This is a genomic window from Rhizobium sp. 01T417 (assembly GCF_056398905.1).
In genome coordinates this window covers 38,906-54,636 of sequence record NZ_JBFTQH010000031.1, presented here as the reverse complement: position 1 = coordinate 54,636, position 15,731 = coordinate 38,906, and the positions used below count along the sequence as shown (strand labels likewise).

Below are 15,731 nucleotides of genomic sequence, written 5' to 3'. Positions count from 1 at the left end.
GCTATCGGTCGGAATGCCGCGACAAGCCTGGTTACACCTCATATCATCGAGATGGCCCATAGCCTGAAACTCAAGATGGTCGCGGAAGGTATCGAAACAGCTGAACAGGAAACGATCCTGCGTCAGTCCGGCGTTCAGTTCGGGCAAGGTTGGCTATACTCGAAAGCCCTCCCGTTCGAAGAATTCATTACATTCTATGAAAAGCGCAACGCCGGGCAAAAAACGGTGAGGAGATAAGTCACATGCGGCCGAGCGCACTTCGGCAGTAGATATCTCGCAGGCTGGAAAACAAAATCTGCGTATTTGAGTGCCGACGGCGCGCGCCGACCGCGGCCAGTGATGCAGTCATCAACAACGGCGGCGCCGCGCAGGTCACGGGCAGCGACACAAATTATGCTTGGATAGAAACGTCATTTTATGTTTGTTGATATCAGTGTCATCAATCATGGTTAGGTGATTTCGATGCCGGCAATTACTAATTCACAATATTTCTGATGAAACACATCGCGGCCCACGCGTACGCGCGGCTCATCACGGACGCAGCACCGAGGCCGAAATTCGTGACATTATCGAGGCGGCGGTTCGCCCTTCTGAACGCATTAAGCTGGGCTCGCTATTAGCGGGCATTGGGCGCGACGCACCTCTCCAATTTGGACGTCGAAGCTCTGCAGCAGAATCGCGATGAGACACCTGTAGAACCGATGACTTTCGAATGATCCTGCTTGACACCAATGTGATATCGGAGCCTTGGAAGCCAGTTCCTGACCAGACCGTGATCGCTTGGTTGGATGCACAAGCAATTGAAACGCTTTTCTTTTTGCCGTAACGTTCGCTGAACTTCGTTTCGGTATCGCAGCCCCCGGGCAAACGGCAAACCATTCTTCACGATCCTCTCGAAGGTGAAGTGCTCCCGCATTTTTCCGCGCGTATGCTCCCCTTCGATCTCGCAACGTCGCAGTTTACTCGGAACTGATGGTGCGCGCTCGAGTATCCGGAAAGGCTATCGCTAAGGCGGATCTATATATTGCAGCCACAGCAGCGGCCAACGGCCTTTCGGTTACAACACGCGATACAAGCACCTTCGAAGCCGTTGGATTGAAAGTTATTAATCCATGGCTTCGATAGAGATGCCGTAGCCTCGGGGGAACCCGTTCTATTCCCTTTAAGACCAAGATGCCTCGGGCAATAACAGCTTTGCGCCCCGATCTCAGCCGTTCAGACACTATGGTCAGTGTCCCAAAAGCCGCCATCGAGCTGAGCGCCATAAAACTCAAAGACGACAGCAACGCCAGCCATGCGGGCATGTCGATGGCGGCAGGTGTCACCCGGCACTGCCGGGTGACAGATCGTCCGGCCGACGTTGGGTGAAGGCCGCGGTCCGGTCGATGTCGTCAAGACCTGATGAACGCGAGCAGGTCGGGGTTGAGGACATCTGCATGTGTGGTCAGCATGCCATGGGGGTAGCCAGGATAGGTCTTCAGCGACCCGTTCTTGAGCAGGTCGACCGCACGCGGCACGGAACTTGCAAAGGGGACGACTTGATCGGCCTCACCATGCATCACCAACACCGGCACGGTGATCTTCTTGAGGTCTTCGGTATAATCTTCCAGCCAAGAGTCGACAGTCGCGTAGTGAGCCAGGGCACCACCGGCCATGCCCTGGCGCCACCAGTTCGCAATGATCGCCTCCGAAGGCTCGGCTCCGTCGAGATTGTAACCGTAGAACGGGTTCTCAGGGACGAACCGGAAGAACTGCGACCGATTGCCCAGCACGCCCGCGCGGATCGCTTCAAACCACTCCGGCGGCTGACCGGACGGGTTTTCCTCGCTCCGGTACATGTTCGGGGTCAGGGAGGCGACCAGTACCGCCTTCGCGACGCGTTCCGGGTGGCGGGCGACATAGCGAGCCACCTCACCGCCACCTGTGGAGTGGCCGATGTGGATCGCGTCACGCAGGTTGAGGTGCTCGGTCAGGGCCGCGAGGTCGGCAACCCAGTGGTCCATGTCGTTGCCGGTGCCGGGCTGGTCGGACCGGCCGTGGCCGCGCCGGTCGTGGGCGATCACCCGGTAGCCCTGGCGAAGGAAGAAGGTCATCTGGGCGTCCCAGTCATCAGCCGACAGCGGCCAGCCGTGGCTGAAAACGATCGGCTGGCCTGAGCCCCAGTCCTTGTAGAAGATGTTTACGCCGTCCGTGGTCGTGATTGTAGGCATCGTGTCGCTCCATTTGCCCTGTTAAACATTCCTTTTTGGACACAGTTGATTGCGAAATACCTCCGGTGAGGCGCGTTCGATTATATCCGAAAATTGCGACGTTAATTAAATCTCCTTCTATCAAAGACAAATACCTTGTACGTTCGAGCTATGCCTTAAAGGTATAGCGAGGACCCGATGGAACTGAGGCATTTGCGCTATTTTGTTGCTGTTGCCGAGGAGGGAAGCTTACTGACCGCAGCCGAGCGGCGGCTACACACCTCCCAGCCCTCACTCAGCAGGCAAATTCGCGATCTGGAAACCGAAATCGGTGTAAAACTGCTGGAACGGCAGCCGCGCGGCGTGACGCTTACCGCCGCCGGTAAAGTGTTTCTTGATCACGCGCGGCTGGCGTTATTGCAAGTCGAGGCGGCTGCGGAAGGGGCTCGGCGGGCAGAACGACCGGAAAAGCAGTCGTTCGCTATCGGTTTTCTCGCAGGACAAGAGGTCGTGTGGCTACCGCACGCATTGCGCATTATTCGTGAGGAAGCGCCGGAGGTTGAAATCATACTGTCCAGTGAGTCTTCCCCGGACCTTGCTCTGGCACTGATGCGTGGCAAGCTGGACGTCGCTTTCCTTCGCCCCGAGACGCAGAGTGTTGGTGTGTCCTTCAAGTTTTTAGCCAAGGAGCCACTGATCGCCGTACTGCCGGCGGACCATCGCTTGACGTCGCGCAAAAAGATCCGGCCGCAGGACCTTGCCCGCGAAACTTACGTCAGTTCGGCCAGAATTTCTCCCGTATTGCAATCCGTGATCCAAGACTACGCGTCGAACGTCGGGATCACCCTCAAGGCAGAGTACGAGGGTGACGGCCTACCTTCAGCAATGTCGCTCGTCGTGTCTACCGGTGGAATAACGCTTATTCCGCTTTATGCGCAAAATATGCTGACGCCAAATGTCGTCGCTAGAGCGCTAGAGGGTGCGCCTCCGACAATTGATCTCACCTTAGGATACAACGATTCAAATTCCTCACCTTTGCTCCGCCGATTTTTGTCTCGTTCTGATGAATTAGTCGCCAACGTACAAAATCAGAGCATCATCCGCTATGCCGAAGTTCCATAGCAGAGATCAAGCTCATGCGATTTCTTCTTCTTGGCGTGCTCGCGAATTTTTGGCCGAACGTTCCGGCCATTCGGGAGGGCCCGCCCTGAGCAAGCTTTAGCGCAAATGCTCTGCATCGGCCGGGCCCTTGAGCTCGTCTGCGATCCATGTGAGCGAAGCTCCATGCGGGTCGGTCCAGGCTACAGGAGAGCGGTTCACAGATAGGAGGAAGCGCCCGGGTGGCCAGCTTGTTCCTGCTCGCGTGGCGATGGACGGGAATGCGCGGGGGAACTCGTTCGATACCCAATACGGAGCGAGACGCATCGCCTGTTCGGCGAAAGCCTCTCTGTCTGCGAGGTCGGAGATGTAGTCGAGAACGGCCGTGTGAAAGACGACAAGGGTGGCGTCCTTTGGAGCTTCGCTGCAGAGCCGAACGAACTCGCTCCCGCGCAGGTCACCCTTCACGATCCGTGGCTTGACCGTGGCGGCGATTTTCACGGCGGCCTGCAGATTGGCAAGCCGTTCCGTCTGCTCTGGCCAGACCAGCGTCTCAAGCCATGCGACTTGCGCAGGATCTGACGCATCGATCGGACTCAGGTCCAACCCCGCCCGCCAGACGACATGTGGTGCGGCCGTCGGCAATGGGGTCATCTCGCTGGCGGAGCAGCGGAACACGGGCGGCTCCAAGGCCATCACGGGTGCGCGGATCGCCTTGTGGCCGTAGTCGTAGCCATAGAGGTCGGGCATGAGGCAGAGCCCTGCGGAGGTCCCGACTTCGAGGAGCGCCAGCGGCTGTGGCAATCGCGCCAGGACGGGGAGTAGCGAAGCGCACCTTCCTGGTTCGTTGGTTTGTGTCGAACGCTCGAGCATCAGCGAACGAACAGCGTCGGGATGGGCCAGGAGCACCCGTCGGAACTCGGTCCAGCCCGTCGGCGTGCCGAACAGGTGACGCACCGCCGCAAGCAGAAGGTTCGGTTGCCTTTTCATGTCCGGGAGAGTCGATAGGAAGCCGAGGGTCTCCCGGTCCCCAGCAACCGCACGAGCTAACGCCTCGTAGAGCGGCGAACGGCCGAGGGCTTCTGCATCGGCGAAGCGAACATACCAGGCTGAGATCTCCGCCAAGCCCTCCTCGTCCATGTCCGCTGACCCTCGATTTCGACGTTTGGCACAGTACACGGTCTTAGGATCTAATTGCAGGCAAATATGGACTTCGGATGCGCAAGGCAAAGGCCCGCCGGCTAAAAGATCGCCGATGCAAAAACTCCAGGTTCTTCGAAAAGGAGGTTTCCTACCTGATGTGATCGCCAGACTTGCTGCGCAGTTGGCGGGACGACTCAAGTCGGCGGCAGGCGAATTTTTGCAGGCTGTAGTGGCAACTGCTTCTAATCCTGCGGACACTCAGACGGCGATCGCGGTCGGAGACCGAAGTTACGGCAACGGCGACCGCTCGGATGGTGTCGCCGAGGATAAGTGCGCGACAACCGTTCAACACGCGTAACGCTCGGTCATCGAGGACGGTGTGGGTGCATAATTGGATTTAGAAGAGGACAACGTTCTTTCCGAATTCGAAGCGCTCGTCCGCCAAGCACGACAACTTGAAAGAAAGCAGCAACTCGAGGCTCAGAGCCATGGTGCTGGACGCATCTTATGAAGCATCCGTAAATCGGTAGTTCACTCTCGAGTAAATCTGTTCAAATCCGGTTGCGATGAGATTCGCGTGAGAGATGTTCGGCTCTTGGGCCGACGGCTGGGCGGTTTCGACGACGAATGTCTGGACGCCCTGACGGGCGCCATGATTTAGACGCGCAGCAATAAGAGCCTTCTGCGCGCCTCGATTACGAAACTCGGGAACTGTCGCGCCGCCGCCGAGCCATGCAAAGTTGCCTGACGCGTACATCGCACCTGTCGCTATCGGCTTGCCGCCTAGCTCAGCGAAAAAGCAAGTCCAACCTTCTTTCCCGACGATTGCAGACCAGAGCGGTATCAGCTCTACTGGAAAGTTAAATCCGGCACACATCATCGAACCGAAAATTTCGGCTTCGTCTATATTTACCTCTCGGGTCGTGACTTCTCCAGCGTGGGCGAGCGGAGCGGCTGGAGCAGCTCGTCGCAGCTTTGCCCAWCCGTTCCCCTCAGGAAACAGGCCTCGTGTCCTTATCCAATCGAGCACCTGAAGAGGAACGACGTCGGTGTTCATTTGCAAATAGCGGCGGCCTGTCTTTTTGGTCATCCATTCGTAGGCCTTTTCGACGTCATCGAGTGCGGCAAGACCAAGAATGCGGTTGAGACCAATTGCGGGCGCTGAGGGCAGCGATATTGCGCAACCTGCACCCAGCTGCATGCAACAAAACTCAGCCTCGTCCACGACCGTCTGCGGTGCGATCATGAACAGGTCAACAAATGCTCTCACCTCAATGATATCTTCTTCGGGCACAAGTTGGCGCGAGTTTATTAGACGATCCATGGCAGTGTCCTAGAAAATTTCGATAAGACAGCGAGGAGGCGCCGCGGTTAGGCCAGGCTGGGGACGAACGCCGGCTACTGCAACGGCAGCTATGTGAGGAAATTCACGATCGCAGCGGCGACTTCAAAGGCATGCGTCTCTAGTGCAAAATGCCCTGTATCGACGAAGCGAATCTCGGCATTCGGCAGGTCCCGTTTGAAGGCTTCTGCGCCGGCAGGTAGAAAGAATGGATCCTTGTCGCCCCAGATAGCCAAAAACTTCGGCTGGTTCTGGCGTAAATAGCGTTGGAACATCGGATATAGGGCGACATTGCTCGCGTAATCGAGTGCAATGTCGAGCTGGATTTCTTCAGCGTCCGGGCGCGCCATGAAGAAGGCATCGAGCGAATACCCGTCGGGAGACACCGTTGATAAGTCGGAAACGCCGTGTTCGTATTGCCAACGAATGGCGGGAGGTCTCATGATTTCCCGTAGTTCGTCCCGATTGGCCTCCGTCGGCTCGGACCAGTATCGCTTTATCGGGTTCCAGACGTCGCTCAACCCTTCTTCGTAGGCATTGCCATTTTGGGAGATAATCGCGGTCACCCGCTCGGGATACTCCATCGCGATGCGAAAGCCGATCGGTGCACCGATATCGAAAGCGTAGAGCGTAAATCGCTCGAAGCCCAAAACCTCAATGAACCTTTTTATGCAGTGGGCAAGATTGTCGAAGGTGTAGGCGAAATTTTCACGCGAGGGCGCCTGTGACTGACCGAACCCCGGTATATCCGGCGCGATCAAGTGGAACCGATCGGCGAGCAGTGGCATGAGATCACGAAACATGTGGCTTGAAGACGGAAAACCGTGCAGCAACAGCAGGATCGGTTTTGTTGGCTCCCCGGCTTGCCGATAGAACATCTCGCAACCGTCGATATTGATGCGGTGGTAGGTCGAACGCCTCATCTTGTCCTCGCTTTAAAAGCTAAAATCGCTGAGGCAGGGGTGTTCATCCGGTCGCCGGCCAAGCGGCCAGTGGAAGCGTCGATCCGCGGCAAGGATCGGCAAATCGTTGATGCAAGCGAAGCGTTTTTGCATGAGYCCATCGGCTCCGAACTCCCAATTTTCGTTCCCGTATGACCGAAACCAACTACCGCTGTCGTCATGCCATTCATAGGCAAAGCGAACCGCGATGCGATTGTCGGTAAAGGCCCAAAGCTCCTTGATCAGTCGATATTCGAGCTCGCGTTGCCATTTCCGGGTTAGAAAGCCAACGATCGCTTCGCGGCCGGTTACAAATTCCGAGCGGTTGCGCCACTGGCTGTCCTTGCTATAGGCCAGCGCTACCTTTTCGGGGTTGCTACTATTCCAGCCATCCTCGGCAAGTCGAACCTTTTCTGTTGCTGAAGCCGTTGAAAACGGAGGCAAAGGTGGTCTTGTGGCGTCCATTATTTTTCTCCCAAGGCGGCGGCGAGCCGGGCACGCAGCTCTGTATTTTCCGATTCCAGTTGACCCAAACGCTCGCGCAACGGTGTCACCGCTTTCTCCACCTCGCCTTCGGTGTAGCGGGGGGTGATGTGCTGAGGGCAATTCCAGTCGAAAGCCTCCAGGCGTAGCCGTAAAATCTGCTCGGCCCTCGCCCGGTAGCCAGCATCGAAAACAAGGTCGGTCAGTGCCGGGTCGGCATCGAGTGCCAGCGTCTCGACATGCATATAGATCTTGAGACGGGCGCGTCGCGGATAATCGACTAAAAACAGACAGGCCCGGTCGTTTGCGACAAAGTTGCCGGTGCTGATATATTGGCGGTTACCCCGGTAGTCGGCGAAAGCCAGCGTCTTGTTGTCGACGGCTTTGAGAAAGCCCTGCGGTCCACCGCGATGCTGAACATAGGGCCAGTTGGTTTCCGACACGGAGGCGATATAGAAGCTGTCTCGTGCCGCGATGAAGGCAAGTTCACTCTCGGTGAAACTATCAGACGCGCAATGGTGCTCGCCTAACCATATCTGATCAGCACCCATTTCAGCTTGGGCCTGCCGCACATTCGGAGTGATTGCAACTTCCAAAAAATGGTAAGGCATGGGTGCTCCCAAATTCGAAATATAGTATCCGCTATTCAGCGGTGCGACCTCGATTTGGCGGAGCTTCGGTCACACCGCCGGCGACCATGGCTAGTCACTTCTTGGCGACGTTGCGATCCAGGAAGTCGTTGATAAGGGGAGCAGCGACATCCAGCTTTTCTTCGAGCAAAAAATGACCTGAGTTCAGGATATGGATTTCTGCATCTGGTAGATCCTTGAGGTAAGGATGAGCGCCTGCCTCGGGAAAGATAAAATCGTTCTTGCCCCAGACGATGAGCGTGGGTGGCTTGCGCTCACGAAAGAAACGTTGGAAGTCAGGATATAGCGGCACGTTGGTTCGGTAATCGTACAGCATATCGAGCTGGATGTCCTTGTTCCCAGGGCGATCCAGAAGGGCTTGGTCGTGAACCCAGTTGTCCGGGCTAATGCGCGACACGTCTTCCATGCCGTCGGTGTACTGGAACTTGGTGGTTTCGAGCGTGAGCAAGCCGGAGAGCGCTTCGCGGCTCTTTGCTGATCCATCGGACCAGTAGGTCTTGATGGGATCCCAGAATTCCTTCAGTCCTTCATCATAGGCATTGCCGTTCTGGACGATCAGACCGCTGACCCGTTCCGGATGCTTCAGCGCCAGGCGATAGCCGACGGGCGCGCCATAATCCATGACGTACATCGCGTAGCTCTTGGCCTCCAGACGAACCATTAGCTTGTCGACGATGTCGGCGGTCGCGGCAAACGTATAGGCATACGTACTGCGATCGGGAGTGGCGCTTTGCCCGTAGCCCGGATAATCCGGCGCGACGACATGGTACCGGTCTGCAAGAAGCGGAATCAGATTCCGGAACATATGAGACGATGTGGGAAAGCCATGAAGCAGCAGCACGACCGGAGCGTCGGCCGGACCGGCTTCCCGGTAGAAGATATCGAGGCCATCGATCTTTGCAGTTCGGTAGTGGATGGGAACCGGAGCCTCGCGAACATCTGTCGTGGCCTGCGCGGGACACGCGGACACAACTGTTGCGGCAGTCATGCTGGCGGTCGCCAGCATCAGGCACATAATCAAGCTACGCATGATAGTCTCCTCATAAGTCGAGATGAAACGAAAATTGGTTCTGAATGAGGGTTGCTTTGGCCGTACTTGCCGAGCAATCGCCCGCGATAAACAACGTACCGGCGGCGACAGCCGCAGGTCGGACGTGTCAGTTGTGTGGAATTCGATGCACGTAAATCTTGGGTATGAACGCGCGGGCGGACCGGCCGTCGTCGTCGTCGTTAATTAAGCGCCTCGATGGATAGGAGTAGGCTGGTTTTCGACTGCGCTCAATTGCGATCTAGGTCACTCGCAACTAGACAATGGCATTGCCGTCCTAGACCTTCGTCTATTGATTTGTCCTTACGCAACCCGCAGAAATCCCGTAACTATTTCCGGCGGACGATTGACCATCCTTCTACATTTCCTGACAGGAAGTCGTCCCGAACTCTGAACGGAGAGGGTTGTGGAACGAGAGCCGGAAACCGATCCCATTATCGACCTGATCCCCGCCATGGTGTGGTCAGCAACCTCGGAAGGCATGCTGGATTTTGCCAACCAGCATTTTCTCGAATTTATCGGTGCGCCGCTTGAGGAAATTTCCGGAGAGGGCTTCTACAAGTTGTTTCACCCTGACGACACGGCACATCTCGCTTCTGAATGGCATGCTATCATGGCCTCGAAGACTGCCAGAGAGGTCGTGGGGAGGCTCAAGCGCGCAGATGGCCAATATCGCTGGTGCACGCTTCGGCAGAAACCTCGGCTCGACGCCGAAGGAAATGTCACAAGATGGTATGGCGTCGTCCTGGATATCGAAGACCGCAAGCAGGCCGAAAACGCATTGAAGGAAACCAAGACTGCACTTGCGGCCAGCGAAGAGAACCTCAGCCTGATCATCAATTCGCTTCCGGTTCTCGTATGGTCTGCAAGACCGGATGGCAGCGCGGATTTTGTCAATAAAAGCTGGTTGGACTACGCAGGTCGCCCCGCTGATCAAATCCTCGAATGGGGTTTTTTGGACTTATATCATCCTGACGATATCCCAAGCATGGTGGACATTTGGAAGAGAGACCTTGAGCATTCCGACCACACCGTTCTGAAGGGACGCATCCGCGGAGCCGACGGCAACTACCGCTGGTTCTATTTCGCGGGCCGCAAGCTGGTTGATGCCAACGGAATCGTGCGTTGGTTCGGCTGCAATATCGATATCGAAGACCTACAACGTGCGGAGATTGCTCTCCGGGACAGCGAAGCTGCTCTCAGGGAAAGTGAGCATAAGCTGAATCTTATCATCAACACCATACCCGCGATGGCCTGGTCCTGCACCCCGGATGGACGGCTTGAATATTTCAATCGCAACTTGATCGATTATGTCGGTATGCCTTTTGATGAAATTGTCGGCTTCGGCTTCTATCGCATGTTTCATCCTGATGACGTCGAGCCGATGCGTGCGGCATGGGACGAGATTGTTGCTTCGAAAATAAGTCGCCCGGTCGATGCTCGTATCAGACGCGCCGATGGCGAATATCGATGGTTCAACTTGCGACAAAGCCCGCTGTTGGATGCAGACGGAAATGTTGTGAGATGGTACGGCGTCGTCGTTGATATCGAGGATCGCAAGCGGGCTGAAGAGTCCCTGCGGCAGAGCCAGAGTGACCTCGCGCACGTGACGCGGATGACGGCCACAGGGGAGCTTGCCGTTTCGATTGCCCATGAAGTCAACCAGCCACTGATGGCAATCGTCACGAGTGCTGGCACATGTCTGCGCTGGCTGCAACCGGGCCACACTGATCTGGAGCAGGCGCGGATGGCCGCCGAAAGGGTTGTTCGGGACGGACATCGCGCGGGCGATATTATCACGAGTATCCGCGCAATGGCTCAGAAATCACCAGCGCGAATGGAGCAGACGGATTTACAAGGTGCCCTGCATGAGGTGTTGAGTCTTTTGACGGGCGAACTGCAAAGGCGTGAGATAGAGGTCGGCCTCGATATGGGGGAATTGCCTATCGAAGTCGTAGGAGACCGGACGCAACTGCAACAGGTTGTTCTCAACCTGGTCATGAACAGCGCTGAAGCGATGACAGCTTCGCCAAGGGCAAAGCGCATCGCCATCAGATGTGCGGTTCAGAAACAGCGTGTAATCGTGAGTATCTCGGATACAGGCCGTGGGGTACCGGTCGGTGAGTTGGATCGGATTTTCGAAGCATTCTACAGCACGAAGGCCGATGGTATCGGAATGGGCTTGTCGATTTGCCGCTCCATCGTCGAAGCGCATGGTGGCCGGATCTGGGCTTCAGAGGCGGAAAATGGGGGAGGATCAGTGTTCTCATTCACCTTGCCAAGGGCGGAGGATACAGGCGCCGTATGATGGATGATCGCAAAAGAGGCCGGCCGACCGTCATCATCATCGATGATGACGAAAGTGTCCGCGAAGCTCTGAGAGGGCTTTTTGAATCTGTCGAATTGACCGCCGAAACCCATGGTTCGGTGACAGAGTTTCTTGCTGCGGATGATCCGGATCGGGCTGGCTGCATTGTTCTGGATATTCGCCTGCCGGGTCAAAGCGGACTGGAGTTTCAAGAGGCGCTCGCGAAAAGCCGACACCCCAGGTCTGTCGTGCTGATAAGTGCTCATGTCGACGTGGCGATGGCTGTCCGCGCCATGAAGGCCGGAGCAATCGATGTCCTTACCAAGCCAGTACGCGAACAGGACCTGCTCGAAGCCGTGAACCGCGCTTTGGCGAGTGATAGCGCCCGACGGGAAGAGGCAAATCAAACGGCAGCAGTGCGCCTGAGGTATTCCAAACTCACCGATCGCGAGCGGCAGATTATGACTTTGGTTGTTGCCGGGAAGCTGAACAAGCAGATCGCCGCTGAGGTTCAACTCGCCGAGGCCACCGTGAAGCTTCATCGCGGCCACATGATGCGGAAAATGCACGCATCCTCAGTTGCAGATCTGGTTAGGATCGCGAGAATTCTCGAGGGCTGAAATTAAGCTCTAGGAAAGAACGTGGGATAGACTGAAGGGGCCGCGGTCTTTCCTCAACTGGTGGCGATTGAATGATCTCGTCGAGGACGCCGTAAGCTGCCAGTCCGCCACCGGCCCCGTGAATTCTTGGGCTCACGCTTTTTCCTGAAGTGCAGCATGTTCGCTTTCCCTGCGTCGCTATCCAGAACTAGACGGTCTGAAGTCGGCCGGCCCCTTTGCTGCCGTTCGAGTTCGACCCGAGGAACGTGTGGGATATTCTAGAATGTGGTCCGAAGGCGGAAGGCGACAGACGCACACTGCGAGGGGCGCTGTAATCGCGCGCGCGCCATGAAAGGCCGCGATGGGAGATGGCTGATGACGGCCGGGCTGGTCCTTGTCCGCCAGAAGCCGGATTCGCGAAAGGTGTCATGTTCTTGACCATCGAGGACGAGGGCGGCCGGGCGAAGGTCGTCGTACTGGCAGCTTCGAGAAGCGCCGGCGCGTAGTGCTGGGATCTTCGATGGTGGCAATCAACGGCAAGATCCGGCGGGAAGGGGATGTCGTGCATCTCGTCGCGCAGCAGCTTTTCGATTTGTCGGGAGACCTGTCCGGTCAGGCGGATCGCGACATGTTCAAGCTGCCGACGGGCAGGGGTGACGAGTTCGCCCATGGTGGCGGGTCGGATCCACGCGACAAGCCGATGCCTGCGGTTCACCCTCGCGACATCTTCATGCGGTGGCACTACCGAAGGAGGCCGTCGATCCCGAACTCGTCCCATCCGATTAACCCGGTTGCGGCTTCATCGGGTCGTTCGGTTTTTTCTTTTTTCTTCAGCGAGCGCGTCAGCTTCGCCTGATACGCGGCCCGTCTGCGATTTTCCGCTTTAGCCGCAGCGTCGTCCTCGCGCCATTCATCCACAGCGCTACGGTCGAGAAGATCTTCGACAACATGGGGGTCGAAAACGTGAAAGGTGATCTTCCTTGCGCGCCCTTGCAGCCTGACCGTTCGTGTTCCAGCGCTGGGCAGGCGGCCGTCTTCGAGCCAGCGCTTCCGCTCTGATGCCGTGATGGTCAGGATATCCTCAATCTCCCTGGGAATGATCGGAAGGTCCGCGATGTCGTCGAGCGCCTTGGAAACGGCCGATGCCGTCGCTCTGAATGCTGTCTTCGAAGTCTCTGGCATGACAAGAATGAGCCCGCCTGCCCAGCGATTTCCGGACTGGGGATGGTAGCCGGGAGCGGATTTCCTGTAGGATCCCCTTCACCCTGACACCAGATCCCAGGGTCGCCTCCACGGGAAGCGGCCACTCCCCGATCAGCTCGGGATCGTCGCTTTCCTTGTTTTTCGTCTTCGTCTTTTGCATCTCGCAGCAGATGGTGTCGAAAGGGGCGCGCGTCAACGGAACTTGGGATGATTTCCAACGTTCTCGAACGCGTCGCGATTGTCCCCACCTGCTGTCACATCTCCGGCAGGCCGGCCTTTCGGAACCCGTCGACAAAGTGGTCTCGTACGGATGCATCGCGCAGCGGCTGGGAGCTGAGCCAATGACCGATCGTGAAATGAGGGTGGGCGATCAGGAACAATTCTGCTTCTCGCCGTGCCTCCTCACTGTGGCCCAACTGCGCAAGCGCAGCAGCCAGGAATTTGCGTGAGTTGGTACGATACGTGTCTTCCCTGCGGAGTGTAGCGGTTGCCGCCTCATAGTCACGCGCGGCGTATTGCGCCTGCCCAAGATGACAAAGATACCAGCAGGTTGGGTAGGGATTGAGTCGCAAAGCTTTTTCGATCTGCGCTAGTCCGTCGGCAACCCTGCCGTCCAGCACGGACATGTCTGACATGGCGGCCCAGGTGTCGGCGTGGTTGGGGTCCAGCTCCAGGGCCTTGGCGAAGGCGGCCTCCGATTCCTCCCATCGCCGCTCATAAGCCAAAATGGTTCCCAGAACGTAACGGCAGCCGGCATCGTTGGGATCCAGGTCGACCGCCTTCTGCGCGAACGTCACCGCCATCCGACGGTTAGGATCTTCAGGCTCGCCGAAATGAGTCCAGGCAAGCCAACGGTTGTAGGCGAGCAGACCGAGCGCCTCGGCATATGATGGCTCGAGCTCAACCGCGCGTTGGAGCAGCATATAGGCCTCACGCTCAGTTTGCGGCGACTCTTCCGTCAGACGGCGGGCGCGCACACACAGATCGTAGGCCTCAAGGTTCTTCGGCCGATTGCGCTGCTTCGGGATGGTCAGCCGGCCGACGAGGGCTTCAACAATCTTGGCGTTAACTTCATCCTGTAACTCGAAAACATCTTCCACCGTCCTGTCAAACCGGTCGGCCCACAAGTGCTGGCCGCCAAGCGCATCGATCAATTGGGCCTTGATGCGGACACGGCCCCTCGCGCGTCTGGCGCTCCCCTCGAGGATGTAGCGGACGCCGAGTTCCTGGGCGACCAGCCGTACGTCAACCGGCCTGCCCTTGTAGCCGTTCACGGAATTGCGCGCGATGACGAACAGGCCAGCCGTACGGGAAAGGTCGATGATCAGGTCTTCGGTCAATCCGTCGACGAAAGGCGCGTCCGCTTCGTCCCCACTCATATTCGTGAACGGCAATACAGCGATCGAGGGACATTCGGGCAGCGGCAATATGCTCTGCGGCACATCTGGCCAATGCCACACGTGGACCGGGCGAGTGAGGTTCTTTAGGTAGCGTTCGCCTCCATCAAAGAATTGGTCGCGGATCTTGCCGACGATCTCGCCGTGAACGTTTGCTGAAATGCAGATGCCTCCCGGTGCGGCCTGCGTCTCGAGGCGCGCCGCGACATTGACGCCGTCGCCGAGGACGTCTGAACCGTCGTCAATGACATCTCCCAGATTGACGCCTACACGCAAAAGCAGGCGCCGGTCTCCGGGAGCCTCAACGGCAGTGGTGGCCCGTTGCATTTCCAACGCTGCTGCGACCGCGCCTACCGCGCTACTGAATTCGATTAAGAATCCGTCTCCCGCGACCTTGAAGATGCGACCGTTGTGGCGCATCACAGCCGGCTCGATAACGCCAGAACGGAGTTCCCTGAGGTTCGCCAGCGTGGCGACTTCATCAGCCTCCATCAGGCGTGAATATCCCACCACGTCGGCAACGACGATGGCAGCAAGGCGACGCTGAAGAGATTGATCCGTCATAAGAGGACAAGCCTAACGACTGAGTTAGCAAGTTATTGTTCAACCGCGGGTGAGTCAACAAGTGCTAAGAGGTAGCGCCCTGGCGATCTCCATCTCCATCGAGCCGTCATCCTTCTTTGTACAGATGGCGCCGACGCGGACGACACGGAAATGACTATCCACCGAAAGCGGACGGTTCTTGGACGTCTGTGATCGCCGGCAAGCGGGGGGCTTCGGCGCCGGTTGAATTCGGACGCTCCGCTCAACCGAAATCGGGCAGGCTCCTGCGCTCGGGCAATAACCGCTATCGCATGCTGAATACATTGCAGATGTGGCCGGACATCCAGACCACGATGTCGGCTACTGGACGCACTATGGCAATACCGGAGAGCGCCAAGCCGCCAAGCGGTGGCAGCGGTCACGATGATGCAATTGCGATCGGCGCTACCGAATTGCGCGGGCGTTTGGCGTCGCATAATCTTCGGCGTCACCGGCGGATCAGAAGCCCAAACGGTGTTCGATCGATATCCTTGGTGTTCGGCGGTAGAATTCGCGCAATGATGCTACCTGTGGTCACCGAGCGCCATGCCGAGTTGCCCATGAGGATCTTATACTGCGCACTGGCATACGAATCGGATGCGTGATCAAATCAAGTTAAGGACCGACGGTTCGATTCCGTTCAAGACCAAATGTCTCGGGCTATAACAGCTTTGCGCCCGCATCCCGCACATAGCTTGCACCCTAGCAGGCTCCCATAAGCGGACATCTCGGCGGATCAGCCAGGCGG

General features: G+C 57.3%; 12 protein-coding genes and 4 pseudogenes. 7 read left to right on the top strand and 9 right to left on the bottom strand.

Translation table 11 applies throughout. From position 1 onward, the window contains the following. The 3 genes and pseudogenes from AC1DPR_RS24200 to AC1DPR_RS24190 all read left to right on the top strand — a co-directional run. The coding region (locus AC1DPR_RS24200) for an EAL domain-containing protein (protein ID WP_477817272.1) at window positions 1–237 on the top strand (237 nt) is incomplete at its 5' end. Between the two features lie 225 nt (window positions 238–462). Then, a pseudogene (locus AC1DPR_RS24195) lies at window positions 463–716 on the top strand (FitA-like ribbon-helix-helix domain-containing protein). Beyond that, a pseudogene (locus tag AC1DPR_RS24190) lies at window positions 713–1,125 on the top strand (PIN domain-containing protein). Before AC1DPR_RS24195 ends, AC1DPR_RS24190 begins: the two co-directional pseudogenes overlap by 4 nt. Before the next feature lie 266 nt (window positions 1,126–1,391). Here the strand turns inward: AC1DPR_RS24190 and AC1DPR_RS24185 are convergent. After that, on the bottom strand, window positions 1,392–2,210 hold the full coding sequence (locus AC1DPR_RS24185) for an alpha/beta fold hydrolase (protein WP_018860357.1): 819 nt from the start codon (window positions 2,208–2,210) through the stop codon (window positions 1,392–1,394). 177 nt (window positions 2,211–2,387) lie between these two features. Between AC1DPR_RS24185 and AC1DPR_RS24180 the strand changes: the two genes are divergently transcribed. After that, on the top strand, window positions 2,388–3,311 hold the full coding sequence (locus tag AC1DPR_RS24180) for a LysR family transcriptional regulator (RefSeq protein ID WP_477817271.1): 924 nt from the start codon (window positions 2,388–2,390) through the stop codon (window positions 3,309–3,311). Window positions 3,312–3,407: 96 nt separating this feature from the next. On the opposite strand, the gene AC1DPR_RS24175 is transcribed toward AC1DPR_RS24180, so the two are convergent. From AC1DPR_RS24175 to AC1DPR_RS24150, 6 genes are all read right to left on the bottom strand, one after another. Continuing rightward, on the bottom strand, window positions 3,408–4,412 hold the full coding sequence (locus AC1DPR_RS24175) for a DUF2332 domain-containing protein (protein ID WP_477817270.1): 1,005 nt from the start codon (window positions 4,410–4,412) through the stop codon (window positions 3,408–3,410). A gap of 523 nt (window positions 4,413–4,935) precedes the next feature. After that, window positions 4,936–5,754, bottom strand: a complete 819-nt coding sequence (locus AC1DPR_RS24170) for a GNAT family N-acetyltransferase (RefSeq protein WP_018860352.1) — start codon at window positions 5,752–5,754, stop codon at window positions 4,936–4,938. A gap of 89 nt (window positions 5,755–5,843) precedes the next feature. After that, window positions 5,844–6,695, bottom strand: coding sequence for an alpha/beta fold hydrolase (locus AC1DPR_RS24165; protein WP_018860351.1), 852 nt, complete (start codon window positions 6,693–6,695; stop codon window positions 5,844–5,846). Between the two features lie 12 nt (window positions 6,696–6,707). Then, a complete protein-coding gene (locus AC1DPR_RS24160; RefSeq protein ID WP_018860350.1) occupies window positions 6,708–7,178 on the bottom strand; it encodes a nuclear transport factor 2 family protein in 471 nt (156 codons plus the stop codon). Continuing rightward, window positions 7,178–7,807 (bottom strand): pyridoxamine 5'-phosphate oxidase family protein, encoded by a 630-nt coding sequence (locus AC1DPR_RS24155; RefSeq protein ID WP_018860349.1) that lies wholly within the window; start codon window positions 7,805–7,807, stop codon window positions 7,178–7,180. The genes AC1DPR_RS24160 and AC1DPR_RS24155 overlap by 1 nt, the downstream gene beginning before the upstream one ends. 94 nt (window positions 7,808–7,901) lie before the next feature. After that, complete coding sequence (locus AC1DPR_RS24150; RefSeq protein ID WP_477817269.1) at window positions 7,902–8,876, bottom strand: alpha/beta fold hydrolase; 975 nt, start codon at window positions 8,874–8,876, stop codon at window positions 7,902–7,904. Between the two features lie 424 nt (window positions 8,877–9,300). Here AC1DPR_RS24150 and AC1DPR_RS24145 point away from each other — a divergent pair, with 424 nt between their 5' ends. From AC1DPR_RS24145 to AC1DPR_RS24135, 3 genes and pseudogenes are all read left to right on the top strand, one after another. Further along, the gene (locus tag AC1DPR_RS24145; protein ID WP_018859102.1) at window positions 9,301–11,202 is read left to right on the top strand and encodes a PAS domain-containing sensor histidine kinase; all 1,902 of its coding nucleotides are present in this window, start codon (window positions 9,301–9,303) and stop codon (window positions 11,200–11,202) included. Further along, window positions 11,199–11,822, top strand: coding sequence for a response regulator transcription factor (locus AC1DPR_RS24140; RefSeq protein WP_018859103.1), 624 nt, complete (start codon window positions 11,199–11,201; stop codon window positions 11,820–11,822). Before AC1DPR_RS24145 ends, AC1DPR_RS24140 begins: the two co-directional genes overlap by 4 nt. 318 nt (window positions 11,823–12,140) lie before the next feature. After that, window positions 12,141–12,657: pseudogene (locus AC1DPR_RS24135) on the top strand (hypothetical protein); the annotation flags it as partial. Here the strand turns inward: AC1DPR_RS24135 and AC1DPR_RS24130 are convergent. Further along, a pseudogene (locus AC1DPR_RS24130) lies at window positions 12,543–13,164 on the bottom strand (hypothetical protein). The pseudogenes AC1DPR_RS24135 and AC1DPR_RS24130 sit on opposite strands and share 115 nt — an antisense overlap. 94 nt (window positions 13,165–13,258) lie before the next feature. Then, window positions 13,259–14,965, bottom strand: a complete 1,707-nt coding sequence (locus tag AC1DPR_RS24125) for an adenylate/guanylate cyclase domain-containing protein (RefSeq protein ID WP_477817268.1) — start codon at window positions 14,963–14,965, stop codon at window positions 13,259–13,261. Window positions 14,966–15,731 lie beyond the last annotated feature (766 nt).